The sequence below is a fragment of the Micromonospora craniellae genome (assembly GCF_014764405.1).
GTDB lineage: Bacteria > Actinomycetota > Actinomycetes > Mycobacteriales > Micromonosporaceae > Micromonospora > Micromonospora craniellae.
Genome location: NZ_CP061725.1, coordinates 5,417,602 through 5,444,421 on the forward strand (window position 1 = coordinate 5,417,602; position 26,820 = coordinate 5,444,421).

Consider the following 26,820-nt stretch of genomic DNA (forward strand, 5'->3'; position numbering starts at 1 on the left):
GGCGATCTCGCCCCGGCCGCGCCCGTCTGCGTCACTGCGCGTACGCGGACAGCTCCCACAGTGAGAAGCCGTACGTGGTGGCCCGGGTCAGCCCGTACACCCGCACGTAGCGGGCCTGTTGCGGGGCGAACGTGAGCACGTCGGCGCCGCCGTCGCCGGCCGTGGTCGACCAGACCGTACGCCAGGTGCCGCCGTCGTTGGAGACCTCGATCCGGTACGACCGGGCGTACGCGGACTCCCAGGCCAGGACCACCCGGCCGACCTGCCGCACCGAGCCCAGGTCCACCCGCAGCCACTGGTTGTCCGACCAGGAGCTGGCCCAGCGGGTGTTCAGGTCACCGTCGACGGCGCGGCCGGCGCCGTTGCCGAGCTGGCTGCTGGAGGCGGTCACCGGACGCCCGGTGGCCAGGTTGGTCACCGCGTCGCCGCGCCGGGCCGGGAACGACATCACCTGCTGGTAGGTGGGGCGGTTCTGCCAGGCGATGGTGGCGTGTCTGATTCCGCCCAGCGGGGACTGGACGATCGCGTCCGCGCACCACTGGTCCCCGGCGGCGCAGGTGGCGTCGCCCGGGTAGGTCTGGGCGGCGGGGGTCGTCGACGCGGTCCGGAGCGTGTCCAGCAGCACCTGACGGCACGCGCCCAGGTTGCCGGCGCCGCAGAAGGTCCGCCCGGGGCCACCGGCGACCGGATCACCCAGCACCGCCCGCAGGTCCTTGTCGACGTAGCCCCACCAGCCGTACTGGAACGCCGAGCCCTTGTGGGTCTGCGCGCTGTTCGCCGAGGACGGCAGGTTCGACACGTCGCCCTGCTGCAGGCCGGACGGGGACTCGTTGACCTGCATCGTGTTGATCAGGGACTGGTACAGGTCCGTGCCGAGCTGGTCGCGGAACATGCCCCGCACCAGCAGCGGCCACCAGGCGTCGAAGGTGCGGATCGCCTCGGCGTGCTGGTACGCCTTGGAGCCCTTGGCGGTCTCCACCCGCAGCGCACCCGCCTGCCGCCAGGCCTTCAGTCGGTTGATCTCGGTGGTCAGGGCGCTGTCGGTGACCGGTTGGCTCTCCAACACCCGGATCAGCTCGCCGAGCACCTCGGCGCCGCGCAGGTCGGTCAGCCCGGCCCGCTGCACCAGCTCGGTCAGCGAGGCCCGGTCGAACTTGCGGCCCGCCGAGATGGCCGCCTTCATCGGCTTGTCCAGCAGGTCACCCCGGTGTACGGCGCCGAAGCTGAAGTTGCCGTCGGCGGCGCCGAAGTCCTTGGCCTGCTTGTTGTTCCAGCTGATGTAGTAGTCCTGGTTGATCGACTGCGGGTGCGCCGAGCGCGGCGCGTACCGGGCGGTGCCGGTCGTCGGGTCGAAGTCCTGCCACTCGTAGGCGCGTTCGGCCTTCATCGGCAGGTTCGGGTTGGTGCCGGCGGCCCGCACCGGGTTGAGCCCGGAGTTGAAATACCCCGACTGGGTGGAGTTCACATAGAACCAGTTGAAGGCGAACTCGACGTGGTGCGCGGAGGTGAGGAACGCCTCGGCGGAACCCATCTGGGTCGGGTCGTTGAACATCTGGAAGCCGATGGCCGAGTCGGCCTCGCGCCCGTAGGTGGACCGCAGTTGGGTGAAGGCGTGCGGCACCCCGCCCACCGTCCCGCGCCAACCCACCAGGCCCAGCTTGGTGCGCCAGGCGACCAGCTTGTACGACCCGGCCGCGGTGCCGTCGGCGACGGTCGGGGTCCACCGGTTGACCCGGGACAGTTCCTCCATCGCCAGGCACTGACCCCGGAACAGGTAGTGGTTGCTGGCCAGCGTCGGCGTACCGCCGCCGGGGACGCAGAGCGGCACCGCGTAGGTGTCGGTGATGTCGTGGACGGAGGAGGTGGCGCTCCACGCGTAGTCCTGGCCCCGGCCGAGCAGGACATAGAGGTTGAGCCCGGCGAAGGCGGCCCCCCGGGCGCTGATGCCCGGTCCCTGCAACTCCTGCACCATCAGCAGTTGCGGGGAGAAGTAGCCGGTCTGCGGCCCGAAGACGGCGATCGGGTGGCCGGTGGCGGAGTGGGCGGCGGAGACCACGGCCGCGTTGGACATTCCCCGGTGCGCCGGGTCGATGGTCAACCCGGAGAGCGCGGCGGCCAACTGGGAGCTGCGGTTGGAGGTCGTGGTGGCGGCGGCGGAACCGGTCGGGTCGGTGAAGATCGGCTCGACCCGGGCCGACCCGGCGTCCGGCAGCGCGACGCTGGGCGCGTTCGGCGAGGCGTCACCGTACGGGAAGCTCTGCCCGTCGTGCAGGGTCAGCACGGTCTCCGGGTCGTTCTGTCCCCGGAAGCCGTTCCACACCCGGTCGCCCTCGGTCGCGCCGAACTTGGCCCGCGCGGCGATGCGGACCAGCGCGGACTGCATCTCGGTGCCGCCACCACCGCCGAACAGACCGCCGACCACGCCGGCGATGGCGATCAGGTCGGTCATCACGAACGGCTTCGGGCCACCGGCGTTGGTGATCGCGTCGAGGTGACCGGTCAGCACGTACTCGCCGGGACAGTTGCGGTTGGCCATGCAGGTCTGGATGTAGGCGTTGACCCCGGCGACGTACTCCTGCACGTCGGCGTAGAGCTGCTCGCCGCGGGCCCCGCCCTTGCTGCGCAGCGCGTTCACCTGGGCCTGGAGATCTGCTTCCGTGTACGGGGAGGTGCGCCACACGCTCTGCTCCAGCGCCCGGTTGCCCGGTGCGCCCCCGGCGAACGGGGTCAGCGTGCCCCGGCCGACGTGCCGCAGCAGGTCCATCGTGAAGAGTCGGTCCTCGGCGCCGGCGTAGCCGGCGCCGTACATGGTGCCGCCCCGGGTGGTGCCGGTGATGTGCGGGACACCGTTGGTCCTGTCGCGCACGATCCGCACGTCGGAGCGCGGGGAGTAGTCGCGTTCGACCTGGCTGGGGGCGACGCCGAAGGAGGCGTCCCGGAAGAACGTGCTGACCTGGTCCTCGCGCAGCCCGGCGTAGCCGTAGACCAGGTTGGCGTACGTGTCGAGCTGGTCGGCGGAGTGCCGGGGCAGGGTGCCGAACGCCTGGTTGCCCAGGACTTCGACCAGGGTGGCGTTGCCGTTCTGACCGGGCGGCAGGATCTCCGAGCACTCGCCGAGGCAGTAGTCGTTGCCGGCGAAGGCGCTGGCGACGTTCGCCGCGAGAGTGCCGGCGTCGAGGGCGTCGGGGGTGGCGATGGCGGGGGCGGGGGACGAGACGCCGACGAGTGCGGTGGCGACCGCGACGGCGGCGGTCGCACCGGCGAGCAGCCGGCGGGTGGCGGTGTGACCAGGCATGGCGATCCTCTGTGGACGGGGGACCATCGGACAGGATCATTACATGAAGAACATTCGGTTACTGGATGGTAGGCGGCGGCACCCGAGATTGGAAGGCATCAATCACGACTTCCCGGTACGCCGGCCCCACCCGATCGGGGAAAGGGTCAAGTGGGGATGATCAGGGTTGTCGGAGGTGGCGACTAGTCTCGGAGCGTGGCTGATCCGTCGACCTACCGTCCCGCGCCGGGCACCATCCCCGAGGCGCCGGGGGTCTACCGCTTCTACGACGGCACCGGCCGGGTGATCTACGTCGGCAAGGCGCGGAACCTGCGCAGTCGGCTCAACTCCTACTTCGGTGACCTCTGGGGCCTGCACCAGCGCACCCAGCAGATGGTCACCACCGCCGAGTCGGTCGACTGGGTCACCGTCGGCACCGAGGTCGAGGCGCTCCAGCTCGAATACCTCTGGATCAAGCAGTACGACCCGAGGTTCAACGTCCGCTACCGCGACGACAAGTCGTACCCGTACCTGGCGGTCACCCTCGACGAGGAGTACCCCCGGTTGCAGGTGATGCGGGGAACCAAGCGCAAGGGGGTGCGCTACTTCGGGCCGTACTCGCACGCCTGGGCGATCCGCGAGACGCTCGACCTGCTGCTGCGGGTCTTCCCGGCGCGGACCTGCTCCGCCGGGGTGTTCAAGCGGGCCGGTCAGGTGGGTCGTCCGTGCCTGCTCGGTTATATCGGCAAGTGCTCGGCGCCCTGCGTCGGCAGCGTCACCGCCGAGCGGCACCGCGAGATCGTCGACGACTTCTGCGACTTCATGGCCGGACGCACCGACACCATGGTGCGCAAGCTGGAACGCGAGATGGCCGAGGCCAGCGAGGCGCTGGAGTTCGAGCGGGCGGCCCGGCTGCGCGACGACGTCGCCGCGTTGCGTCGGGCGATGGAGAAGCAGACCGTGGTGCTCGGCGACGGCACCGACGCCGACGTGGTCGCGTTCGCCGACGACCCGCTGGAAGCCGCGGTGCAGGTCTTCCACGTACGCGGCGGTCGGGTACGCGGCCAGCGCGGCTGGGTGGTGGAGAAGACCGAGGAGCTCACCACCGGCGACCTGGTGCACCACTTCTGCACCCAGGTCTACGGCGGCGAACAGGGCGAGACCGACGTCCCGCGCGAGCTGCTGGTGCCGGAGTTGCCCGCCGACGCCGAGGCCCTCGCCGACTGGCTCTCGAACCACCGGGGCGGCCGGGTGACCCTGCGGGTGCCGCAGCGCGGCGACAAGCGCACCCTGATGGAGACCGTCGAGCGCAACGCGAAGGACGCGTTGGCCCGACACAAGCTCAAGCGGGCCGGCGACCTGACCACCCGGGGCAAGGCGCTCGACGAGATCAGTGACGCGCTCGGCATGCGGACCGCGCCGTTGCGCATCGAGTGCTACGACATCTCGCAGATCCAGGGCACCGACGTGGTCGCCAGCATGGTCGTCTTCGAGGACGGCCTGCCCCGCAAGAGCGAGTACCGCCGGTTCATCATCCGGGGCGCCACCGACGACCTCTCCGCGATGTCCGAGGTGCTGCGCCGCCGCTTCGCCCGCTACCTCGACTCCCGCGCCGAGACCGGCGAGGCGGGCGTGGAGTCCGCCGGTGACGAGCCGGAGGTGGGTGTGTTGGTCGACCCCACCACCGGGCGGCCCCGGAAGTTCGCGTATCCGCCGCAACTGGTGGTGGTCGACGGCGGCGCACCGCAGGTGGCCGCCGCCGCCCAGGCCCTGGTCGAGCTGGGTGTCGACGACGTGGCGCTGTGCGGTCTGGCGAAGCGGCTGGAGGAGGTCTGGCTGCCCGACGACGACTTCCCGGTCATCCTCCCGCGCACCTCGGAGGGGCTCTACCTGCTCCAACGGGTACGCGACGAGGCGCACCGCTTCGCCATCGGCTTCCACCGGCAGCGCCGGTCGAAGCGGATGACCACCTCCGCGCTGGACAGCGTCCCCGGCCTCGGCGAGGTACGCCGCAAGGCGCTGCTGCGCCACTTCGGCTCCCTCAAGCGCCTCTCGGCCGCCACTGTGGACGAGATCACCGAGGTCCCCGGCGTCGGCCGCCGCACCGCCGAGGCGATCCTCACCGCGCTCGGCGGGGGCACGTCGCCCACTGCCGCCGACTGAGGCTCAGCCCACGTGGTCACCCCTCAGGGCGTCCATCGGCGACACGGGTTGATGCGGTTGTCCGAATCCGGTGTGCTGGTGAGCCCACAGAACGACGACCCGCACACCCGCGACAAGAACATCGTCGTGAGCAGCGGCTGGGACGACAGTCCACAGCGTACGGTCAAGGACCTCTCCGCCGTGGTCACCGATGCTGACGGCGAGCCGGTCGCCTGGGAGTACACCGCGAAGTGCCGCTGGTACGAGACCCACGTCAGCCGGCGATCCGGGCAGGGCATGCACGGCTACGCCGGTCAGGTCGTAGTCGTGGACGACGACGAGTTCCCCTGCGGCGGTGAGTTGTACGTCGAGTTCGCAGGCGGAGGCGGCGGCCTCGAAGGCGGCGAGCGAGTTGGCGGGGCGGTCGGTCGCCACCAGCCCGCGGTGTGCAATCGGGGTGTGCGCCAGCCAACTGGACCCGGACGCCACCAGTTCCCTCCCCAAGTTGCCGTTGACGATAGGCCAGGAACGCTACGGCGTAGGGGCCCCGGCGAGCACCCCGAGGATCGGCTCGCCGTACTTGGCCAGCTTGTTCTCGCCGACACCGCTGATCCGCGACAGCTCGGCCAGCGAGGACGGGGCGTCGGCGGCGATCTGCCGCAACGTGGCGTCGTGGAAGATGACGTACGCGGGTACGCCCTGCTCCTTGGCGGTCGCCGCGCGCCAGGCGCGCAGGCGCTCGAACGTGCCGGCGGCCTCGGCTGGCAGCTCCGCGACCACGGTGGCCGCGCCCCGGGGCTTGGCCACCTTCGCCGGACGTGCCGGCTCCCGGCGCATCATCACGGTACGCCGACGGCCGAGCACCTCGGCGCTGGCGTCGGTGAGCGCCAGGGTGCCGTAGTCGCCCTCGACGGCGAGCAGGCCCTCGGCGAGCAATTGGCGTACCACGCCCCGCCACTCCGCCTCGCTCAGATCGTCGCCGATGCCGAAGACGGTGAGTGAGTCGTGCCGGTGTGCGACGATCTTGTCGGTGCTGCGGCCCAGCAGGATGTCGACGCAGTGCCCGGCCCCGAATCGCTGGTTGCGTTCCCGGTCCAGCCGGAACACCGTGGACAGCAGCTTCTGCGCGGCAACCGTGCCGTCCCAGGACTCCGGCGGGGCCAGGCAGGTGTCGCAGTTGCCGCAGTCACCGTCCAGGCGCTGGCCGAAGTAGTCGAGCAGCTGCACCCGGCGGCAGCGCACCGTCTCGCAGAGCGCCAGCATCGCGTCGAGGTGCGCGGCGAGGTTGCGCCGGTGGGCGAGGTCGCCCTCGGAGGTGTCGATCATCTTGCGCTGCTGGACGACGTCCTGGAGCCCGTACGCCAGCCAGGCGGTCGACGGCAGTCCGTCCCGGCCCGCGCGACCGGTCTCCTGGTAGTAACCCTCGACCGACTTGGGCAGGTCGAGGTGGGCGACGAAGCGGACGTCCGGCTTGTCGATGCCCATGCCGAAGGCGATCGTCGCCACCATCACCACGCCGTCGGCGCGCAGGAACCGCTGCTGGTTGGCGGCGCGGGTCGCCGCGTCCAGACCGGCGTGGTACGGCAGCGCGTCGACGCCGTTGGCGACCAGGAACTCAGCCGTCTTCTCCACCGAGGAGCGGGACAGGCAGTAGACGATCCCGGCCTCGCCCGGGTGTTCGTCGCGCAGCAGGGCGAGCAGTTGCTTGCGCGCCTCCCGCTTGGGCACGATCCGGTACTGGATGTTGGGCCGGTCGAAGCTGGCCACGAAGTGCCGCGCCTCGGTCAGGTTGAGTCGGGTGGCGATCTCCGTGCGGGTGGCGCTGGTCGCGGTGGCGGTCAGCGCGATCCGGGGCACGCCCGGCCAGCGCTCGTGCAGCATCGACAGGTTGAGGTAGTCCGGCCGGAAGTCGTGGCCCCACTGCGACACGCAGTGCGCCTCGTCGATGGCGAACAGGCTGATCCGGCCCCGGTCCAGCAGGCTCAACGTGGCCCGGCTGGCCAGCGCCTCCGGGGCGAGGTAGAGCAGGTCGATCTCCCCGGCGACGAACTCCGCCTCGACCAGCCGACGGGTGTCCAGATCCAGCGTGGAGTTCAGGAAACCGGCGCGTACCCCGACGGCGGTCAACGCGTCGACCTGGTCCTGCATCAGCGCGATCAACGGCGAGATCACCACCGCCACGCCGTCACGGACCAGCGCCGGAACCTGGTAGCACAGCGACTTGCCGCCGCCGGTCGGCATCAGCACCAGCGCGTCACCGCCGGCCACCACGTGCTCGATGACCTCCTGCTGGAAACCACGGAACGCGTCGTACCCGAAGACCCGCCGCAGCACGTCGAGCGCCGCTGTCACCTTCTCACCGGCAGGCGCGTCGGAGGTGGCCAGGTCGGTGACGCTCACGTCGGCGGGGGAGACCATCCGAGGATTCTACGAGGCACACCGTTGGCTGTCGGGGCCGCCATTCCCGAATACGTCATCATCTCCCGCATCGGGTGTACGTCACCAGCGCCATACCGCACGTGGCATGACAGTGGTCCGGCGATCATCGGCTCGCGTCGCCGTCGCCCCAGCAGAGCCCGCCGAGGCCGGTCGCGCGGTGGAAGCCGGGGTGGCCGGTGACGTCCATGCAGATCTCGTTGTCCGGGCCTGTCCGACCGCAGAACACCGGCTCGACGTGGTTCCAGGCGTCGGCCCGCGACAGCAGCGCGGCACCCGCAGGCAGTTCGGGCCGGAGGATCGTCAAGCCCTCCGTGTACGTGACCGCGTGTTCCCGAGCCTCCTGCGGGTCGACGGCCAGGTAGGTCAGGTGCAGCGTCCAGCGCCGGGGAAAGCGCCCCGCGTTGGTGGGTGGCCGGTCGTCCGACCGCCGCTCGCGCTCCGTCGTGTACCGGTCGACCAGCGCATCGACGTACGAGGTGAGGGCGCTCGACCTGGTCAACGCGTGCGCGATGGCGGCCCGCTGTCGTTCGGAAACGTCAGCCCCATCGAGTACGGCGGACAGATCCTCCTGGAAGCCGTTGGGTCGCGCGCTCCACCGCCCCCATTGCGACGACCGGTTGTCAGTCATACCCTCTCCTGCCCGTGAGTAGTGAAGCGGTTACAGTAATCCTGGGTCATGTCGGCGAAAAATGCAACGTCTTGTTTTTCGAGGCGACGACTTGATTCAATCATGGCTGTTAGTCAAGAATCGGTGGCTCTGGGTGGAGGTGTGAGCGTGGCGCAGGTGCCGAGCCCGACGATCAGAGCCCGTCGCCTTCGACGGGAACTGCGTCGTCTTCGTGACCGGACAGGTCGCACCGCTGAGGAGGTGGCCAAGCAGCTCGGCTGGCATCGAACGAAGGTCATCCGATTCGAGGTCGGGCATTCGCGGGTGATGGCCAAGGACGTGGAGACGTTGCTCGACCTTTACGGTGCCACCGAGAAGGAACGGGAGACGCTGACCGCGCTGCACCGTCAAGCCCGTCAAAAGGGTTGGTGGAGTGCATACGGTGACGTGTTGCCGGACGACTACGTCGGCTTCGAGGCCGAAGCGGACTCCATCAGCACGTTCCAGAGCCTCTACGTGCCGGGTCTGCTGCAGACCGAAGAGTATGTCCGCGCGATTGTCAGGGCCGGTCGCGGCACCGCCGACCAGGATGAGATCGATCGGCGGGTGGCGGCTCGGCTTGCTCGGAAGGCGCTGCTCGCCAGGGACCAGCCGCCGAGGTTGTGGATCGTCATCGACGAGGCGGCCGTTCGTCGGGTGGTCGGCGGGCCGAAGGTGATGCGCGCGCAGGTCGCACGGTTGGTCGAGGCGTGTGAGCTACCGAGTGTCGAGGTGCAGATCCTGCCCTTCTCGGCTGGCGCCCACGCGGCGATGGGCGGCCCCTTCGCCCTGCTTGACTACGCCGATCCCTTGTTGGACCCAACGGTGGTCTACGTCGACAACGACTCCAGCACCATCCTGTTTGAGGAGGAGAGGCATGTGACTCGATATAGACTCATGTTCGACCACCTCAGGGCCAAGGCGCTCGACCCCGACGAGTCGGTTGCCTTCCTGGGCCGGGTGGCTGACGACTATCCGGTTTGACCTGCATTCACAAGGGGCCGCCCGATGACCACTGACGACCTGAAGTGGCGTAAGAGCAGCCGCAGCAGCGCGAGCGGGTCTGATTGCATCGAGGTGGCCGAGGTGGGTGGCGGGTTGGCGGTGCGGGATTCCAGGGATCCGGTGGGGCCGGTGCTGCGCTTCGAGCGGGCCGCCTGGTCGGCGTTCGTGACCACGCTGCGCGACTGATCAGCCAGCACGCGGATCGTGGCAGTGCAGCTGGTCTCACCCCGGCGTGTCGGCTAGCTGTGGTGCCACGTTGAGGCTGGGTCGCTGGTCTGACCATGACAGTTCCCGTCAGCTGCTCAGTGTGATCGAGGCGCTTTCGCTGGATGCGCCACCCGACGAGGCCCTCGGCCCTCGGTGGCACCCCGGCTCCGCCTGAACGGGAATTGCACGACAGGCCGCCCTCACCCCCCGCCCCGTCGATCATGGAGTTGTGGCGGACGCATTGCCTTGGTAAATGATGTTTTGTGAGCGCCGCAACTCCATGATCGACGGGGGAGGGGCGGGTGTGGCGGGGCAGCAGGGGCGGGGTGGGTGGGTTCAGTAGCTTGGGGGGACGGGGACGCGCTTGGCCCAGCGCACCTCGCCGTCGGCGTCGACGTGGCAGAAGGCCACCACCAGGCGGGACGGGTCGTCCAGCGGCAGTGCCCCGGGATCGAGCCGGAAGACCGCGATCAGGCTGCCGTCGCCGATGGCACGGGTGCCGATCGCGCCGGCGTGCGGCGCGCCGCTCTCCGTACCGTCGGACTCCTCGCGGGCGGCGGTGTCGGCCAGCCAGTCGTACCGGGCGGCCAGCACCTCGTACGCGTCAGCCCAGTTGAAGCCGGTGTCACCGGCGGCGTCCGAGCCACCCTCGGGGCTGAGCGCCCGGGGTGGTGAGTTGCGGTTGTCCAGGACCATGACCTGGTAGGAGCCCTTGCGCGGCGGCCCGGACCAGCGCAGTCGCAGCACCACCGACTGCCGGTCAGGATCGCCGCGGACGCGGTCGGTCGCGTGCGGCCAGCCGAGCGCGGCAGCGGTGCCCGTCACCTGGTCCGGCTCCGGCAGACGGGCCTCGACGGTCACCGCGACCTGGTCGCCGCCGTGTGCCCACTCACGTTCGCGTTCGACGAAGCGGTCCACCGTGGCCAGCACCGCGATCGTGACCGAGACAAGGGCCACCACCCAGCGCAGCCGCGCCCCGTGCCTCCCCATTTCCGGAGGATAACGGCCCCGGGCGTCACGTGCCGTCAGTCAGCCGACACGACCCGTGTAAGGAAGGGACCCTTTCTAACGCCTCGTGTATAGCAGGGGTCCCCTCCTTACACCCCAGGGCGTGCGGGGAGGTGCTGGTGGGCGGGTGCGGCGGTGCGTTCCGTCGGGTCGGGAGCGGCGAGCTAGAGTCGGCGCTTGACCATGCCCGGTCGGCACCGACCGCGGCGCCACGGCTTGGGGGTTGATGGGTGGGCGAGGCGTACACGACCGGTCACCACGGCGGCGTACCCGCTGAGCAGTCCGGGATGGTGGCCGGCGAGACGGACACCACCCTGGTCGTGGTCACCGGCCTCTCCGGTGGCGGGCGCAGCACCGTGGCCCGGGCCCTGGAGAACGTCGGCTTCTACGTGGTGGACAACCTGCCTCAGGCGCTGCTGCTGGACATGGCCGAGCTGGCGGTGAAGGCCGGTGGGGCGGCCCGGCGTACGGCCATGGTGCTGGACGTGCGCTCACGCGCCTTCTCCACCGACCTGGCCGAGGCGATCCGGGAGTTGAAGGAACGCGGCTACGCCCCCCGGGTGGTCTTCGTCGACGCCGACGACGAGGTGCTGATCCGGCGCTTCGAGAGCGTGCGGCGCTCGCATCCGTTGCAGGGTGACGGGCGGCTCGCCGACGGCATCGCCGTCGAGCGGGGACTGTTGGAGGAGGCCCGCGACCAGGCCGACGTGATCATCGACACCAGCCACCTCAATGTCAACCAGCTCCGCCGACGCGTCGAGGAGCTGTTCGGTGCGGAGGACGCGCGGCGGCTGCGACTGACCGTGATCTCGTTCGGCTTCAAGTACGGCCTGCCGCCGGACGCCGACTTCGTGATGGACGCCCGGTTCCTGCCCAACCCGTACTGGGTGCCGGAACTGCGCGAGCACACCGGTCGGGAGGAGGCGGTCAGCGCGTACGTGCTGAGCCAGGCCGGCGCCGACGCGTTCGTGGACGGGTACGCGGACCTGGTCGGCGCCACCACCTCGGGGTTCGAGCGGGAGGGCAAGCGGTATCTGACCGTGGCGATCGGCTGCACCGGCGGCAAGCACCGCAGTGTGGCGATCGCCGAGGAGTTGGCCGCCCGCTTGCGTCGTGCCGGGCTGGCCGCCAACGCACAGCATCGGGATCTGGGGCGGGAATGACGGTGCGGGTGGTGGCCTTCGGGGGTGGACACGGCCTGTCCGTGTCCTTGCGGGCGTTACGTCGCTGCGCCCCCGGACTCGATCTCGACATCACGGCGGTGGTGACCGTCGGTGACGACGGTGGCTCCAGCGGGCGGCTGCGCGCCGAGCGGGGCGGACTACCCCCGGGCGACCTGCGGCAGGCGCTGGTCGCGCTGGCCGGCGACCATCCGGCCACCCGACGCAGCGCCGGGCTGTTCCAGCATCGTTTCGGCCCGGCGACCCGCGGTCTGCCCGGTCGGGGTGACGGGCTGGGCGGGCACGCGGTGGGCAACCTGGTGATCGCCGGGTTGATGGAGCAGCTCGGCGACCCGGTGGCGGCCCTGGAGCACGCCGGGGCGATGCTCGGCGCGGTCGGGCGGGTGCTGCCGATGTCCTGCCAGCCGGTCGACATCGAGGCCCGGGTACGCGGCGCGGACCCCGGCCGCCCGGACGAGGTGTGCACGGTACGCGGCCAGCATCAGGTGGCGGTCACCACCGGCCGGGTCGAGTCGGTGCGACTGACCCCGCAGGCGCCTGCGGCGTGCCCGCAGGCGGTCGCCGCGATCGGCGCCGCCGACTGGCTGATCTTCGGCCCGGGAAGCTGGTACACCAGCGTCCTGCCGCACCTGCTGGTGCCGCAGTTGGCCGCGGCGATCCTGGCCAGCCCGGCCCGGCGGCTGGTCACCCTCAACCTGGCCGCCGAGAAGGAGACGCTCGGTCTCTCCGTCGCCGACCACCTGGCGGCGCTGCGCTGGTATCTGCCGGAACTGACGGTCGACGTCGTGCTCGCCGACGCCAAGGCGGTCGGTGCTCCCGAACCGGTCGACCGTGCGGCAGAATCTCTGGGAGCCCGACTGGTCCTCGCTCCCGTCGCGGTCGATGACAGCACTCCCCGGCATGATCCGGCCGCCCTGGGCGCCGCCCTGGTGCCCGTACTGGGCGCCGATCGTTAGACACGTACGTAATCTCCGGCGACACGCCGGAACGGGTCCGTGAGGGGACGCACAATGGCGATGACGGCTGCGGTCAAGGACGAGCTGAGTCGGGTCGACGTGCCCAAGCCCTGCTGCCGGCGGGCGGAGATGGCCGCGCTGCTGCGGTTCGCCGGTGGGCTGCACATCGTCTCCGGGCGGGTGGTGGTGGAGGCGGAACTCGACACCGGCGCGGTGGCCCGCCGGTTGCGGCGCGAGATCGCCGAGGTCTACGGCTACCCGAGCGAGATCCACGTACTGGCCTCCGGCGGGCTGCGCAAGGGCAGCCACTTCATCGTCCGGGTGGTCAAGGACGGCGAGGCCCTGGCCCGGCAGACCGGTCTTCTGGACGTGCGGGGCCGGCCGGTGCGCGGGCTGCCGCCGCACGTGGTCGCCGCCAACGTCTGCTGCGCGGTGTCCGCCTGGCGGGGGGCCTTCATGGCGCACGGCTCGCTGACCGAGCCGGGCCGTTCCAGCGCCCTGGAGATCACCTGCCCGGGGCCCGAGTCGGCGCTGGCGCTGGTCGGTGCCGCCCGCCGGATCGGCATCACCGCCAAGCAGCGGGAGGTGCGCGGCGTCGACCGGGTGGTGGTCAAGGACGGTGACGCGATCGCCGCGCTGCTCACCCGGGTCGGTGCCCACTCCAGCGTGCTGGCCTGGGAGGAACGCCGGGTCCGCCGCGAGGTGCGGGCGACGGCCAACCGGCTGGCCAACTTCGACGACGCCAACCTGCGGCGTTCGGCGCGGGCGGCGGTGGCCGCCGCCGCCCGGGTGACCCGGGCCCTGGAGATCCTCGCCGACGACGCGCCCGAGCACCTGACCTCGGCCGGCCGGCTGCGGCTGGAGCACCGGCAGGCGTCGCTGGAGGAGTTGGGCGTGCTGGCCGACCCACCGTTGACCAAGGACGCCATCGCCGGGCGGATCCGCCGGCTGCTGGCGCTGGCCGACAAGCGGGCCCGCGACCTGGGCATCCCGGATACCGAAGCGGCCGTCACGCCCGACATGCTCGTGGTCTGATAGGACGGTGGGTCGTCCCGGCGCGGGCGGGCCGGCGAGGCGCGTCCTCGTCGCCGCGCGTCGTCGTGGCGGTGCGGCGTCCGGCGGCGCGGGTGAGGGCAACCACCCGGCGCGGCACGGCTCGCCGGGCTCGGATATGGTCGCTGCGTACGGCAAGGGGGCCGGCACCGGCGCTCCCCGCCGTACCCACCGCCTCGGGGCGGTCAGGTCCCTCGGACCGTGGCGGGGTGGCCGAGATGAACCGTCAACGGCCGGCTCCAACGGTCGGCGCACATCACTTCGCCGGCCGAGGGTCTCCACGCCGGCGAACCAGAACGCGAGGAGATGGGACCTGTGACCATCCGGGTTGGCATCAACGGCTTCGGCCGGATCGGCCGTAACTTCTTCCGGGCAGTGCTGGCGTCCGGCGCTGACGTCGAGGTCGTGGCCGTCAACGACCTGACCGACAACGCGACGCTCGCTCACCTGCTCAAGTACGACAGCATTCTGGGTCGTCTCCCGCACGAGGTCAAGGCCACCGCCGACGAGATCACCGTCGGCGGCAAGACCATCAAGGCGTACGCGGAGCGGGACCCGGCGGCGCTGCCGTGGGGTGACCTGAACGTCGACATCGTCATCGAGTCCACCGGCTTCTTCACCGACGCCACCAAGGCCAAGGCGCACGTCGACGGCGGCGCCAAGAAGGTCATTATCTCGGCGCCGGCCAAGAACGAGGACGTCACCGTGGTGATGGGCGTCAACCAGGACGAGTACGACCCGGCCAAGCACACCGTCATCTCGAACGCCTCCTGCACCACGAACTGCCTCGCGCCGATGGCGAAGGTGCTGCACGACACGTTCGGCATCAAGCAGGGTCTGATGACCACCATCCACGCGTACACCCAGGACCAGAACCTGCAGGACGCGCCGCACTCCGACCTGCGTCGGGCCCGGGCCGCCGCGCTGAACATCGTGCCGACCTCGACCGGTGCCGCGAAGGCGATCGGCCTGGTGCTGCCGGACCTCAAGGGCAAGCTCGACGGGTACGCGCTGCGGGTGCCGATCCCCACCGGCTCGACCACCGACCTCACCGTGACCGTCGGTCGGGAGACCACGGTGGACGAGGTCAACGCCGCGCTGAAGGCCGCCGCCGACGGCCCGCTCAAGGGAATCCTGGTCTACAACGAGGACCCGATCGTGTCGGCCGACATCGTCACCGACCCGGCGTCCTGCATCTTCGACGCGCCGCTGACCAAGGTGATCGGCAACCAGGTCAAGGTCGTCGGCTGGTACGACAACGAGTGGGGCTACTCGAACCGCCTGGTCGACCTGGTGAAGCTGGTCGGTAAGTCGCTGTGAGCATCCGCAACCTCGACGACCTGCTCGCCGAGGGGGTGTCGGGTCGGCGCGTGCTGGTGCGCGCCGACCTGAACGTCCCACTCGACAAGCAGACCGGCCACATCACCGATCATGACTCCGCCTCCGCGCCGCAAGGCGGCGCTCCGGACGGAGTGAGGATCGCCGACGACGGTCGGATCCGGGCGGTGCTGCCGACGCTGGGTGCGCTGGTCTCCGCCGGTGCGAAGGTGGTCGTCTGCTCGCACCTGGGTCGGCCGAAGGGCGCACCGGACCCGCAGTTCAGCCTCGCCCCGGTCGCCGGCCGGCTCGGTGAGCTGCTCGGCGCGCCGGTGCACTTCGCCACCGACACGGTCGGTGAGTCGGCTCAGGCCACCGTGGCGGCGCTCGCCGACGGCGAGGTCGCGCTGCTGGAGAACCTGCGCTTCAACAAGGGCGAGACCAGCAAGGACGACGCTGAGCGTGGCGCCTTCGCCGATCAGCTCGCCGCGTTGGGCGACGCGTACGTCGACGACGCGTTCGGTGCGGTGCACCGCAAGCACGCCAGCGTCTACGACGTACCCGCGCGGCTGCCGCACGTCGCGGGCCGCCTCGTGCTGCGCGAGGTGGAGGTGCTCTCCACGCTCACCTCCTCGCCCGAGCGGCCGTACGTGGTGGTGCTGGGCGGCTCCAAGGTCTCCGACAAGCTCGCCGTGATCGAGGCGTTGCTGCCGACCGTGGACCGGCTGCTCATCGGTGGCGGCATGTGCTTCACGTTCCTCAAGGCGCAGGGTCACGAGGTGGGCACCTCGCTCCTTGAGAAGGACATGGTCGACACCTGCCGCAACCTGCTGGAGCGCGGCGCGGGCAAGATCATGCTCCCGGTCGACGTGGTGGCCGCGGACGCCTTCGCCCCGGACGCCGCGCACGACGTGGTGCCGGCCGACGGCATCCCCAGCCACCGGGTCGGGCTCGACATCGGCCCGGAGACCGTGGCCGGGTTCGCCGCCGCGCTGCGCACCGGCACCCGGACGATCTTCTGGAACGGCCCGATGGGCGTGTTCGAGATGGCCGCGTTCGCCAACGGCACCCGGGGGGTCGCCGAGGCGATCGCCGAGTCCGAGGCGTTCAGCGTGGTCGGTGGCGGCGATTCGGCGGCGGCGGTGCGGTCGCTCGGCCTGGACGAGAAGTCGTTCGGCCACATCTCCACCGGCGGTGGCGCCTCCCTGGAGTACCTGGAGGGCAAGACCCTCCCCGGCATCGCGGCCCTGGAGAACTGACTGATGACGAGCGCTCCCCGCCGGCCGCTGATGGCTGGCAACTGGAAGATGAACCTCAACCACCTAGAGGCGAACCTGCTGGTGCAGAAGCTGGCGGCCAGCCTCACCGAGAAGCAGCTGACCGACGTGGAGACGGTGGTCCTGCCGCCCTTCACCGACCTGCGCACGGTGCAGACCGTCGTGGAGGGGGACAAGCTGCTCATCGGCTACGGCGCGCAGGATCTCTCGGCGCACGCCTCCGGCGCGTACACCGGTGAGATCGCCGGGTCGATGCTGGCGAAGCTGGGCTGCACCTACGTGGTGATCGGGCACTCCGAGCGGCGTGCCTACCACGACGAGGACGACGCGCTGGTCAACGCCAAGGTGCAGGCCGCGCTGGCCAATGCGCTCACCCCGATCCTCTGCGTGGGGGAGGGGCTGGACGTCCGCGAGCAGGGCGGGCACGTGGCGCACTGCGCCGACCAGCTCGACGGGGCCCTCAAGGGGCTCTCCGCCGAGCAGGTCACCAAGGTCGTGGTCGCGTACGAGCCGGTCTGGGCAATCGGCACCGGCAAGACGGCGACCCCGGACGACGCCCAGGAGGTGTGCGGCGCGGTGCGGTCCCGGCTCGCCGAGACCTTCGACCAGGCCACCGCCGACCAGGTCCGGGTCCTCTACGGGGGTTCGGTGAAGTCGTCGAACGTCGCCGCGATCATGGCGCAGCCGGACGTGGACGGTGCCCTGGTGGGCGGCGCCAGCCTGGACGCCGAGGAGTTCGCGAAGATCTGCCGGTTCCCGGAGCACATCTCCGGCTGATCGCTCGCTATCCTTGACTCCGCCCGTCCGCCGGTCGGTGCCGCCGTGCCCGAACTGTCCGGGCGAGGATCGTAACGAGAGGACTGACCCCCGCCATGCCGATCTGGTTCGCCTACACGTTGATCGTGTTGCTGGTCATCACGAGCTTCCTGCTCGTCCTGCTGATTCTGCTGCACCGGGGCAAGGGCGGTGGGATGTCCAGCATGTTCGGCGGTGGGGTCAGCTCCAGCCTGGCCGGGTCGTCGGTGGCCGAGAAGAACCTCGACCGCTACACCGTCCTGGTGGGCATCGTCTGGTTCGCCTGCATCGTCGGGCTCGGGCTCTGGCTCCGGCTCGAAGTCGGCACGGGGGTCTGAGCCGAGCCCTCCAGTCGTACAATCTGCGCGCGGTCCGTCACTCGACGGGCCGCGCGCAGTCCGTTTCACCCGCTGCACCGCGTCGCCCGCCGTCCACCCCTCGACGGCGGTCCCCTCCGACGACAGGAGCGAGCGCCGTGTCGAACGGCAATGTCATCCGGGGCGCCCGGGTCGGGTCCGCGCCCCCACGCCATCCTGAACGCCATCAGCCGGTCCCGTGCCGGTCGGTCAGCTACTGGTGCCGCAACGGGCACCGCACCGACATCCGTCTCGTGGCCGAGGTGCAGGCCCCGCCCACCTGGGACTGCCCGCGTTGCGGTCTGCCGGCCGGTCCGGACGCCCACGACCCGCCCGGCCGGGTCCGAGCCGAGCCACACAAGAGCCACCTGGCGTACGTGAAGGAGCGGCGTACCGAGGCGGAGGGGGAGGCGATCCTCGCCGAGGCCCTCACGGCACTGCGCCGCCAACGCGGCGCCCGCTGAACCCGGTGCCCGCTGAACCCGGTGCCCGCTGAACCCGGTGCCCGCTGAACCCGGTGCCCGCTGAACCCGGCGCCCGCGCTGAATCCGGTCCGGCCGACCACGCCACCGGATGTTAGGAAGGGTCCCCTGCTATGCACGAGGCGTTAGTAGGGGACCCTTCCTTTCACTCAGCGCAGGCTGCGGAAGCGGGCGGGGAGGTCGGCGGCAGCGGCGCGGTCCAACAGCCAGAGAGTGCGGCTGGTGCCCTGGACGCCGGCCGCCGGCACCTGCACCGGCCCGGCACCGGCCAGCGCCATGCCGACCGCCTGAGCCTTGTCGGAGCCGCCGGCCACCAGCCACACCTCTTCGGCGGTGTTGATGGTCGGCAGGGTCAGGGTGATCCGCACCGGCGGCGGCTTGGGGCTGCCCCGGACCGCGCTGACCGGACGGCTCTCGTAGTGCACCGGGTGCTCGGGGAAGACCGAGGCGACGTGCCCGTCCTCGCCGACGCCGAGCATCAGCACGTCGAAGTGGGGCAGGGCAGCGGTGCCGGGCCGGGCGGCCCGGGCCAGCTCGGCCGCGTACCGGGCGGCGGCCTCCTCCGGGTCGGCGCCCGCGTCCGACGGCGGCATCGGGTGGATCCGGTCCGGGACGACCGGCAGCGCGTCGAGCAGCGCGGCGCGGGCCTGCGTCTCGTTGCGGTCCGGATCGCCGGCCGGCAGGAACCGTTCGTCGCCCCACCAGAAATCCACCCGGGACCAGTCCACCGCGTCCTTGGCCGGCAGGGCGCCGACCGCCCGGTAGACCGCCGCGGCGATCCGTCCGCCGGTGAGCACCACCGCCGCCTGGCCCCGTTCGGCCTGCGCGTCGAGCAGCTTCACCACCAACCGCGCCGCGACCGCCTGCGCCAGCAGATCCGCGTCGGCGTGTACGGCGACACTCGCCTCACTCATGCTGTCCTTCCGCGACCGCACGGCGGTCGGTGTCGTGGTGGGATTCCCGGGCCGGACGGTCAGGAAACGGTGCTGGTGGAGTTGTGCGCGGTGACGCCCGCCTCGGCCCGCCGGGCGGTGCTCGGGTCCTTCCAGACGTGCACCCGCTGGCCGGAGCGCCGGTCCAGGTTGGTCAGCCCGGCGAAGGCACCGAGCGCCTCGGCGTACACCTGGTCGGAGCCGAGCCGGCGCAGCTCCTCGGCCAGTTCGTCGCCGAGCGGCCGACGCACCAGCGGCAGCAGCCGGTCCTCCTGGCCGGTGCGCCGGAAGACGGCCATGCTGTCGTCCCGGGTCAGCGTCAACTCGTCGCCGTTGGCGCAGCGCAGCTGCACCTCGCGCATCCGGGGGAACTCCTTGGTCCGCTCCCAGCGCGGCTTGATGCCCAGCCGGCTGCGCAGCCAGCCACGCATCAGCGCGGCCGTCGGATCGGTCGGCGGTGCGACCACCGCAGCCTCGGTGAGCTGCGCCTCGGTGGTGTCGAAGGCGCCGGCGACGAGGGTGCGCCACGGGGTGATCCGGGTCCAGGCGAGGTCGGTGTCGCCGGGCGCGTAGTCGCGGGCACGTTGCCGTAGTGCCTCGATCGGGTCGGCGGCCTGGGCGGTGTCGGTGATCCGCCGGTCGGCGACCACGCCGAGGAAGTCGGTGGCGATCTCGTCCGGCGGTTCGCCGTGCCACCAGGTGACCACGGGTACGTCCGGCACCAGCAGCGGCATCACCACCGACTCGGCGTGCAGCGCCAGGCGGCCGTACATCCGCATCACCACGGCCTCGCACGGGCCCAGCCGGCCACCGACGACGATCTCCGCGTCGAGGCGGTTGCGGTCCCGGTCGACGTCGGAGCGGACCACCACCAGCAGCCGGCACGGGTGCGCGGCGGCGGCGATGGTGGCCGCCGCCTCCGCCTCGCGGACGCGCTTCTCGTCCACCACCACGATCAGCGTCAGGGCCATGCCGCTGGCCACCCCACCGGCATTGCGTCGTTCGGCGGCGAGCGCCTTCACCACCTCGTTGCCGGTGGTGTCCCACAATCCGATCAACGGAGCCTCCTGGTTCGCTCGCGGTGCCCGGTCACGCCCGCCGCCAGGCGCGGCCTTCGCGGGCCAGCATCTCGTCGGCGGCCCGGGGACCCCATTCACCGGACCGGTACGGCTCGGGCTTGGTGCCCTCCCAGGCGTGTACCAGCGGGTCCACCACGGCCCAGCTCTGCTCCACCTCGGCGGCGTCCGGGAACAGCGTCCGGTCGCCGATCAGCACGTCCAGCACCAGACGCTCGTACGCCTCCGGGCTGGACTCGGTGAACGCCTCGCCGTACTGGAAGTCCATCGCGATGTCGCGGACCTCCATCGTGGTCCCCGGCACCTTGGAGCCGAACTTGAGCACCACGCCCTCGTCCGGCTGGACCCGGATGACGAGCTGGTTGTTGCCGAGCATCTCCATGTCGGCCGGGTTGAACGGCAGGTGCGGGGCCCGCTTGAAGATCACCGCGACCTCGGTGACCCGCCGGGGGAGTCGCTTGGCGGCCCGGATGTAGAACGGCACCTCGGCCCAGCGGCGGTTCTGGATGCCCAGCCGCACGGCGACGTACGTCTCGGTGGTCGAGGTCTGCGGGACGCCGTCCTCCTCCAGGTATCCCCTGGCCCGCTGGCCGCCGACCCAACCGGGCAGGTACTGCCCGCGTACGGTGCCCTCGGCGATGTCGCGCGGCAGGGTGATCGCCTTGAGCACCTTGAGCTTCTCGGCCCGGATCTCGTCGGCGTCGAAGCTGGTCGGCTCCTCCATCGCGACCAGGGCGAGCAGTTGCAGGAGGTGGTTCTGCAGCACGTCACGGGCGGTGCCGACGGAGTCGTAGAAGCCGGCCCGGGAGCCGATGCCGACGTCCTCGGCCATGGTGATCTGCACCGAGTCGACGTACTGCGAGTTCCACAGCGGCTCGAAGAGGCTGTTCGCGAACCGCAGCGCGAGGATGTTCTGGACCGTCTCCTTGCCCAGGTAGTGGTCGATGCGGAAGACGTCCTGCCGGGTGAACACGTCGTCGACCAGGTCGTTGAGCGCCTTGGCCGAGGGCAGGTCGTGCCCGAACGGCTTCTCCACCACGACCCGCCGCCAGCCGCCGCACTTCTCGTTGTCGGCCATGCCGGTGCGGGCGAGTTGCTTGAGGACCACCGGGAAGGCCGCCGGGGGGATGGAGAAGTAGAACGCCGCGTTGCCGTGGATGCCGTGGCTGTCGCGCAGCCCCTCCAGGCAGGCGGCGAGGTTGTCGAACGCGGTGTCGTCGTCGAAGGAGCCGCCGACGAACTTGATGTTGTGCTCCAGCCGCGACCAGACCTCCTCCCGCCACGGGGTGCGGGAGTGCGCCTTGGCCGCCTCGCAGGCCAGCGACGCGAAGTCGCTGTCGCTCCAGTCCCGCCGGGCGAAGCCGACGACCACGAAACCGGGTGGCAGCAGCCCCCGGTTGGCGAGGTCGTAGACCGCGGGCAGCAGCTTCTTCTGGGCCAGGTCACCGGTGACTCCGAAGATCACCAGAGCGCACGGCTCCGGGATCCGCGGCAGCCGCCGGTCCTGCGGGTCGCGCAGCGGGTTCACGCCGCCTCCTCGCTCCGCTCGTCCACGTCGTTCATCGTCATGCCCGCAGCGACCCGACCGCGTCGATCAACCGGGTCAGGCCCGCCGACCGCTCAGTCAGGTGCAGGTGCAGCATCGGGCGTCCACGACCGGCCAGGGCCCGCCGGTCGCCGGCGGCCTGCGCCGCCTGTAGTTCCCCGAAGGTGTACGGCTTGCCGGGCACCGGCAGATCAACTTTGACCGTACCGGTTATCTGAAGAAAACTACCCACCTGGGGACCGCCCTTGTGGTACTGCCCGGTGGAGTGCAGGTAGCGGGGTCCCCAACCGAAGGTGACCGGTCGCCGGGTCAGCGCGGCCAGCAGCGGGCGCAGCCGTGCGGCGGCGGCCTCGGCGTGCGGGTCGAGATAGGCGGTGACCGCCAGGTAGCCGTGGTCGCCGAGCCCGGCCAGCAGGTGGCGCAGGGCGTCGGGCAGGTCGTCCGGGGTGCCGGACGGGGCGTACACCTCGATCACGCCGGTGGTGGACGACGGCGTCGGCACCGGCGGCGGGTCGGCCAGGATCGCCTCGGTGTGCCGGGCGGATTCGGCCGTGTCGGGACGGTCGGACGGGTCGACGCCGAGCACGGTGGCGGCGACGGCGGCGGCGTACTCCCAGGCCAGGAAGTGGGCGCCGAGTGGGCCGTTGACCGCGACGTCGGGCGTCACGCCGCCCACGGGCACCGCCCCGGCGGCCAGCGCGCCGCCGTAGCTGACGGTGAGGACGTCCGGGCCGGTCAGGCCGGGGCCGTCCGGTGACTCGACCACCACCGGCAGGACGCCCTGACCGTCCTTGCCGGTGGACCCGGCGAGCAGGTGCTCCACCCAGTCGCCCAGCCCCTCGACGCCGGTGCCGTCGCCGACCAGCGCGACCGTGTCCCGGCCCGACGTCGCGGCGGCGGCCAGCGCGGCACCGAGCGCCAGGGCGGGATTGTCCTGCGGGCGTGGCAGCGAGGCCGCGAACGCGTCGGCCTGGTCGAGCAGGTCGGCCACCGGCACACCGGCCAGCGCGCACGGCACCAGCCCGTACGTGCTCAGCGCCGAGGAGCGTCCGCCCACCGGCGCGTCGGCGGGCACGGTGATCGCGCTCCACTCGGCGGTGGCCGCCGCCAGCGGCGAGCCCGGCTCGGTGACCACCACGAGGTGCCGCCCCGCCTCGGCCTCGCTCAGCCCCGCGTCGAGGAAGGCCCGCCGGTAGGCGCGTCGAATGCTGTCGACCTCCGGGGTCACCTCGGCGCTGCCGATCAGGACGACCACGGTGCGCGTCAGCCGGTCCTCCAGGGTGGCCCGGACCCGCCCGGGATCGGTGGTGTCGAGCACGGTCAGCGGATGACCGGTGGTGCGGGCGAGAGCCTGCGACGCGAGCGGCGACCCGCCCGTGCCGAGGAGCACCACGTGGTCGAGGTCGGCCAGTTCCGCCGCCAGTTCGGCGAGCCGGGGGAGTAGCCCGGCCCCGCTTCCGGGCCGACCGGCCGCCGTCCGGAGGTCCCACAGTGGTGGGTTCTGGGCGGCCAACCGGCCTGGCACGTCTGCGTCGACCAGGGCCTGCCGGGTGGAGGCCGGCGTGCTGCCGTCCACGGCCCGCGCGCCGTGCACGGCCAGACCTCCCGCCGTCTCGGCGGGTGCGGCCAGCAGGTCATCCACGCCGCCACCCCGGCGGGGCGGCGGCGTGGATGACGCCCGGTCGCAGGGTCATGCATTGCCTCCGGCGCGCGCGGCGGCGTCGGCGTTGTCCCGGGCGGCGTCGCTCGGGTGGCCGCTGCCCTGCCCGGCGGCGTCGAGCGACTTGCGGACGCCGTCGAGCAGTTCGTTCCAGCTCGCCTCGAACTTCTCGACGCCCTCGCGCTCCAGCGTGTCGATCACGTCGGCCAGGTCCACACCGACATCGAGGAGGTCGGCGAAGACCTGCCGCGCGTCGTCGTACGCGCCGGTGACGGTGTCCGGCCGGGTCTCCCCGTGTCCGGCGTAGGCCTGGATGACCGACTCCGGCATGGTGTTGACCGTGCCCGGCGCGATCAGCTCCTCGACGTAGATGACGTCCCGGTAGTCCGGGTTCTTGGTCGAGGTGGAGGCCCACAACGGACGCTGCGGGTGCGCCCCGGCGGCGGCCAACGCCTGCCACCGGTCGCCGGAGAAGACCTCGGCGTACCGCTCGTAGGCCAGCCGGGCGTTGGCCACCGCCGCCTTGCCGCGCAGTGCCTTGGCCTGCTCCGAGCCGAGCTTCTCCAGCCGCTTGTCGACCTCGCTGTCGACCCGCGAGACGAAGAACGAGGCCACCGACGTGATGGTGGTCAGGTCGTGCCCGTTCGCCCGGGCCTGCTCCAGGCCGGCGAGGAACGCCTCCATCACCTGCGAGTAGCGGTCCAGCCCGAAGATCAGCGTCACGTTGACGCTGATCCCCTCGGCGAGCGCGGCGGTGATCGCCGGCAGGCCGTCCTCGGTCGCCGGAATCTTGATGAACAGGTTGGGCCGGTCGACCAGCCACCACAGCGCCTTGGCCTCGGCGACCGTCTTCGCGCTCTCGTGGGCCAGGCGCGGGTCCACCTCGATGGACACCCGCCCGTCGACGCCGCCGCTGGCGTCGTAGGACGGGCGCATCACGTCGCAGGCCCACCGCACGTCGTACGTGGTGAGCATGCGGACGGCCTCTTCCACCTCGATGCCCCGGGTGGCCAGGTCGCGAAGCTGCCAGTCGTACTCGTCGGCGTCGCTCAACGCCTTCGCGAAGATCGTCGGGTTGGTGGTCACCCCGACCACGTGCTTCTCCCGGCGGAGCTGGTCGAGTCCGCCGGAGCTCAGCCGCACCCGGGAAAGGTCGTCGAGCCAGATCGCCACGTGTGCGGCGGAGAGTTCACCCAGCCTGTCGGTCGTCATGTACGTGCTCCCCTCAGTTGCCGGTCGTGAAACCGGTGATGTCACCGACGCGGGTCAGCGCCGCGTGCGCGGCGGCGACGATCCGGTCGGGGGTGAAGCCGAACTGTTCGAAGAGCACCGAGTGCGGGGCGCTCGCGCCGTAGTGCTCCAGGCTGACGCTCTCACCGCAGTCGCCGACGATGGCCTGCCAGGACATCGCGATGCCCGCCTCCACGCTCACCCGGGCTTTTACCCCGCGCGGCAGCACCGACTCCCGGTACGCCTCGTCCTGCGCGAAGAACCACTCCTGGCAGGGCATCGAGACGACCCGGGTGGGGGTGCCGTCGGCCTCCAGCCGCTCCCGCGCGGTCAGGCAGAGCTGCACCTCGGAACCGGTGCCGACGATGATCACCTGAGGCTTGCCGTTGCTGGCCTCGGCCAGCACGTAGCCGCCCTTGGCGACCCCCTCGGCCCCGGCGAGCTGCGAGCGGTCCAGCGTGGGCAGCGCCTGCCGGCTCAGCGCCAGCGCGGTCGGGCGGTCGGTGTGCTCCAGGGCCTGCCGCCAGGCCCACGCCGTCTCGTTGGCGTCGGCCGGCCGGACCACGTCCAGACCGGGGATGGCCCGCAGCGCGGTCAGGTGCTCCACCGGCTGGTGGGTCGGACCGTCCTCGCCGAGACCGATCGAGTCGTGCGTCCAGACGTAGACCACCGGCAGCTTCATCAGCGCGGCCAGTCGGACGGCGGGGCGCATGTAGTCGCTGAACACCAGGAACGTGCCGCCGTACGGGCGGGTGCCGCCGTGCAGGGCGATGCCGTTGAGGATGGCGCCCATGGCGTGCTCGCGGATGCCGAAGTGCAGCGTCCGGCCGTACTCGTGGCCGGGGAACTCCTTGGTCGCGTACTGGCTGGGCACGAAGGAGGGCTCGCCCTTCATCGTGGTGTTGTTGCTCTCCGCCAGGTCGGCGGAGCCGCCCCAGAGCTCGGGCAGCACCGGTGCGAGCGCGGCGAGCACCTTGCCGGAGGCAGCCCGGGTGGCGACGCCCTTGGCGTCGGCGGGGAACTCCGGCAGCGCCTCGGTCCAGCCCTCGGGCAGGACCCGCCCGGCCATCCGGTCGTACAGGGCGCGGCGCTCCGGGTTGGCCTCGGACCAGGTCCCGAAGGCGGTGGTCCACTCCTGCTGGACGGCGTCGCCGCGACCGAGCGTCCCGCGGGTGTGGGTGAGCACCTCCTCGGAGACCTCGAACGAACCGGCCGGGTCGAAGCCGAGGATCTCCTTGGTGGCGGCCACCTCGTCGGCGCCCAGGGCCGAGCCGTGGATCTTGCCGGTGTTCTGCTTGTTCGGTGCGGGCCAGCCGATGATGGTGCGCAGCCCGATGAACGACGGGCGACCGGTCTCGGCCTTGGCGGCCAGTAGCGCCTGGTACAGCTCCTCGACGTTCTCGTGGTAGTCGCCCTGGTCGGCGTCGCCGGTACGCCAGTCGACCGTCTGCACGTGCCAGCCGTACGCCGCGTAGCGGGCCGCGACGTCCTCGCTCATCGCGATGCGGGTGTCGTCCTCGATCGAGATCTCGTTGTCGTCGTAGATCAGGCAGAGGTTGCCCAGCTGCTGGTGCCCGGCCAGGGCGCTGGCCTCGTGGCTGATGCCCTCCTCGATGTCGCCGTCCGAGGCGATGCACCAGATGTGGTGGTCGAAGACCGACTCACCCGGCTCGGCCTCCGGGTCGAACAGGCCACGCTCCCGGCGCGCCGCCATCGCCATGCCGACGGCGTTGCCCAGGCCCTGCCCGAGTGGACCGGTGGTGGTCTCCACGCCCGGCGTGTGCCCGTGCTCGGGGTGACCGGGAGTGAGCGAGCCCCACTGCCGCAGCGACTTGAGGTCGTCCAGGCTCAGCGGGTAGCCGGCGAGGAAGAGCTGGATGTAGAGCGTCAGGCTGGAGTGACCGGCGGAGAGCACGAAGCGGTCCCGGCCGGGCCAGTTCGGGTCGGCGGGGTTGTGTCGCATCACCCGGTTGAACAGCAGGTACGCCGCAGGGGCGAGGCTCATCGCGGTGCCCGGGTGGCCATTGCCGGATTTCTCCACGGCATCCATGGCCAGGACGCGGACGGTGTCCACGGCACGGCGGTCGAGGTCGGACCAGTCAAGTGCGGGGTGCGCAGGTCGGTTGGCAGCCACGGTGGTTTGTGCTCCTCGGCGAGATGGGCGGAACCCTCACAGGTGACCCTATCGAGCGCGGCTAAACGTGCGCCCGAGGATCTCAGCATGCTGGTCTGTACGTT

Annotated in this window: 22 protein-coding genes; 11 read left to right on the top strand and 11 right to left on the bottom strand. The window is 71.3% G+C overall.

Annotated features, from left to right (window positions below; all coding sequences use genetic code 11):
* Positions 1-31: 31 nt before the first annotated feature.
* Positions 32-3,295: a penicillin acylase family protein gene (locus ID554_RS24570; protein WP_117227153.1), complete on the bottom strand. Its 3,264-nt coding sequence runs from the start codon at positions 3,293-3,295 to the stop codon at positions 32-34.
* Between the two features lie 195 nt (positions 3,296-3,490).
* Between ID554_RS24570 and uvrC the strand changes: the two genes are divergently transcribed.
* Positions 3,491-5,437 carry an excinuclease ABC subunit UvrC gene (gene uvrC / locus ID554_RS24575; protein WP_117227154.1) on the top strand — a complete coding sequence of 649 codons (1,947 nt, stop codon included), beginning with the start codon at positions 3,491-3,493 and terminating at the stop codon, positions 5,435-5,437.
* A gap of 3 nt (positions 5,438-5,440) precedes the next feature.
* Here the strand turns inward: uvrC and ID554_RS24580 are convergent, their stop codons facing one another.
* From ID554_RS24580 to ID554_RS24590, 3 genes are all read right to left on the bottom strand, one after another.
* On the bottom strand, positions 5,441-5,905 hold the full coding sequence (locus ID554_RS24580) for a glycerophosphodiester phosphodiesterase family protein (RefSeq protein WP_191088625.1): 465 nt from the start codon (positions 5,903-5,905) through the stop codon (positions 5,441-5,443).
* A gap of 42 nt (positions 5,906-5,947) precedes the next feature.
* Positions 5,948-7,834 (bottom strand): DNA helicase RecQ, encoded by a 1,887-nt coding sequence (gene recQ / locus ID554_RS24585; RefSeq protein ID WP_223884228.1) that lies wholly within the window; start codon positions 7,832-7,834, stop codon positions 5,948-5,950.
* 124 nt (positions 7,835-7,958) lie between these two features.
* Complete coding sequence (locus ID554_RS24590) at positions 7,959-8,483, bottom strand: hypothetical protein (protein ID WP_117227155.1); 525 nt, start codon at positions 8,481-8,483, stop codon at positions 7,959-7,961.
* A gap of 147 nt (positions 8,484-8,630) precedes the next feature.
* Here ID554_RS24590 and ID554_RS24595 point away from each other — a divergent pair, with 147 nt between their 5' ends.
* Positions 8,631-9,485: a helix-turn-helix domain-containing protein gene (locus ID554_RS24595; RefSeq protein ID WP_117227223.1), complete on the top strand. Its 855-nt coding sequence runs from the start codon at positions 8,631-8,633 to the stop codon at positions 9,483-9,485.
* A 24-nt stretch (positions 9,486-9,509) separates the two neighbouring features.
* Positions 9,510-9,692 (top strand): DUF397 domain-containing protein, encoded by a 183-nt coding sequence (locus tag ID554_RS24600; RefSeq protein WP_117227156.1) that lies wholly within the window; start codon positions 9,510-9,512, stop codon positions 9,690-9,692.
* Positions 9,693-10,049: 357 nt separating this feature from the next.
* Here ID554_RS24600 and ID554_RS24605 read toward each other — a convergent pair whose 3' ends face one another.
* Complete coding sequence (locus tag ID554_RS24605) at positions 10,050-10,703, bottom strand: hypothetical protein (protein ID WP_117227157.1); 654 nt, start codon at positions 10,701-10,703, stop codon at positions 10,050-10,052.
* Positions 10,704-11,008: 305 nt separating this feature from the next.
* Here ID554_RS24605 and rapZ point away from each other — a divergent pair, with 305 nt between their 5' ends.
* From rapZ to ID554_RS24645, 8 genes are all read left to right on the top strand, one after another.
* Positions 11,009-11,884, top strand: coding sequence for an RNase adapter RapZ (rapZ, locus tag ID554_RS24610; protein ID WP_117227224.1), 876 nt, complete (start codon positions 11,009-11,011; stop codon positions 11,882-11,884).
* Positions 11,881-12,858 carry a gluconeogenesis factor YvcK family protein gene (locus tag ID554_RS24615; protein WP_117227158.1) on the top strand — a complete coding sequence of 326 codons (978 nt, stop codon included), beginning with the start codon at positions 11,881-11,883 and terminating at the stop codon, positions 12,856-12,858. Before rapZ ends, ID554_RS24615 begins: the two co-directional genes overlap by 4 nt.
* 54 nt (positions 12,859-12,912) lie before the next feature.
* Positions 12,913-13,893 carry a DNA-binding protein WhiA gene (whiA, locus tag ID554_RS24620; protein ID WP_117227159.1) on the top strand — a complete coding sequence of 327 codons (981 nt, stop codon included), beginning with the start codon at positions 12,913-12,915 and terminating at the stop codon, positions 13,891-13,893.
* A gap of 333 nt (positions 13,894-14,226) precedes the next feature.
* The gene (gap, locus tag ID554_RS24625) at positions 14,227-15,231 is read left to right on the top strand and encodes a type I glyceraldehyde-3-phosphate dehydrogenase (protein ID WP_117227160.1); all 1,005 of its coding nucleotides are present in this window, start codon (positions 14,227-14,229) and stop codon (positions 15,229-15,231) included.
* Positions 15,228-16,487, top strand: a complete 1,260-nt coding sequence (locus ID554_RS24630; protein WP_117227161.1) for a phosphoglycerate kinase — start codon at positions 15,228-15,230, stop codon at positions 16,485-16,487. Before gap ends, ID554_RS24630 begins: the two co-directional genes overlap by 4 nt.
* Positions 16,488-16,490: 3 nt before the next feature.
* Complete coding sequence (gene tpiA, locus ID554_RS24635; RefSeq protein ID WP_117227162.1) at positions 16,491-17,282, top strand: triose-phosphate isomerase; 792 nt, start codon at positions 16,491-16,493, stop codon at positions 17,280-17,282.
* 95 nt (positions 17,283-17,377) lie between these two features.
* Complete coding sequence (secG, locus tag ID554_RS24640) at positions 17,378-17,638, top strand: preprotein translocase subunit SecG (protein WP_117227163.1); 261 nt, start codon at positions 17,378-17,380, stop codon at positions 17,636-17,638.
* 137 nt (positions 17,639-17,775) lie between these two features.
* A complete protein-coding gene (locus tag ID554_RS24645) occupies positions 17,776-18,120 on the top strand; it encodes an RNA polymerase-binding protein RbpA (protein ID WP_117227164.1) in 345 nt (114 codons plus the stop codon).
* Positions 18,121-18,287: 167 nt separating this feature from the next.
* Here ID554_RS24645 and pgl read toward each other — a convergent pair whose 3' ends face one another.
* Genes pgl through tkt form a run of 6 tightly spaced genes read right to left on the bottom strand, consistent with a single transcriptional unit; the run spans position 18,288 to position 26,716 of the window.
* A complete protein-coding gene (gene pgl, locus ID554_RS24650) occupies positions 18,288-19,052 on the bottom strand; it encodes a 6-phosphogluconolactonase (RefSeq protein WP_117227165.1) in 765 nt (254 codons plus the stop codon).
* A 59-nt stretch (positions 19,053-19,111) separates the two neighbouring features.
* Complete coding sequence (locus tag ID554_RS24655) at positions 19,112-20,128, bottom strand: glucose-6-phosphate dehydrogenase assembly protein OpcA (RefSeq protein WP_117227166.1); 1,017 nt, start codon at positions 20,126-20,128, stop codon at positions 19,112-19,114.
* 31 nt (positions 20,129-20,159) lie between these two features.
* On the bottom strand, positions 20,160-21,674 hold the full coding sequence (zwf, locus tag ID554_RS24660; RefSeq protein ID WP_117227167.1) for a glucose-6-phosphate dehydrogenase: 1,515 nt from the start codon (positions 21,672-21,674) through the stop codon (positions 20,160-20,162).
* A 37-nt stretch (positions 21,675-21,711) separates the two neighbouring features.
* A complete protein-coding gene (locus ID554_RS24665) occupies positions 21,712-23,334 on the bottom strand; it encodes a glucose-6-phosphate isomerase (protein ID WP_117227168.1) in 1,623 nt (540 codons plus the stop codon).
* A 48-nt stretch (positions 23,335-23,382) separates the two neighbouring features.
* Positions 23,383-24,564: a transaldolase gene (gene tal / locus ID554_RS24670; RefSeq protein WP_117227169.1), complete on the bottom strand. Its 1,182-nt coding sequence runs from the start codon at positions 24,562-24,564 to the stop codon at positions 23,383-23,385.
* Between the two features lie 13 nt (positions 24,565-24,577).
* Entirely contained in the window at positions 24,578-26,716 is a 2,139-nt protein-coding gene (gene tkt, locus ID554_RS24675; RefSeq protein ID WP_117227170.1) for a transketolase, read from the bottom strand.
* Positions 26,717-26,820: the final 104 nt, after the last annotated feature.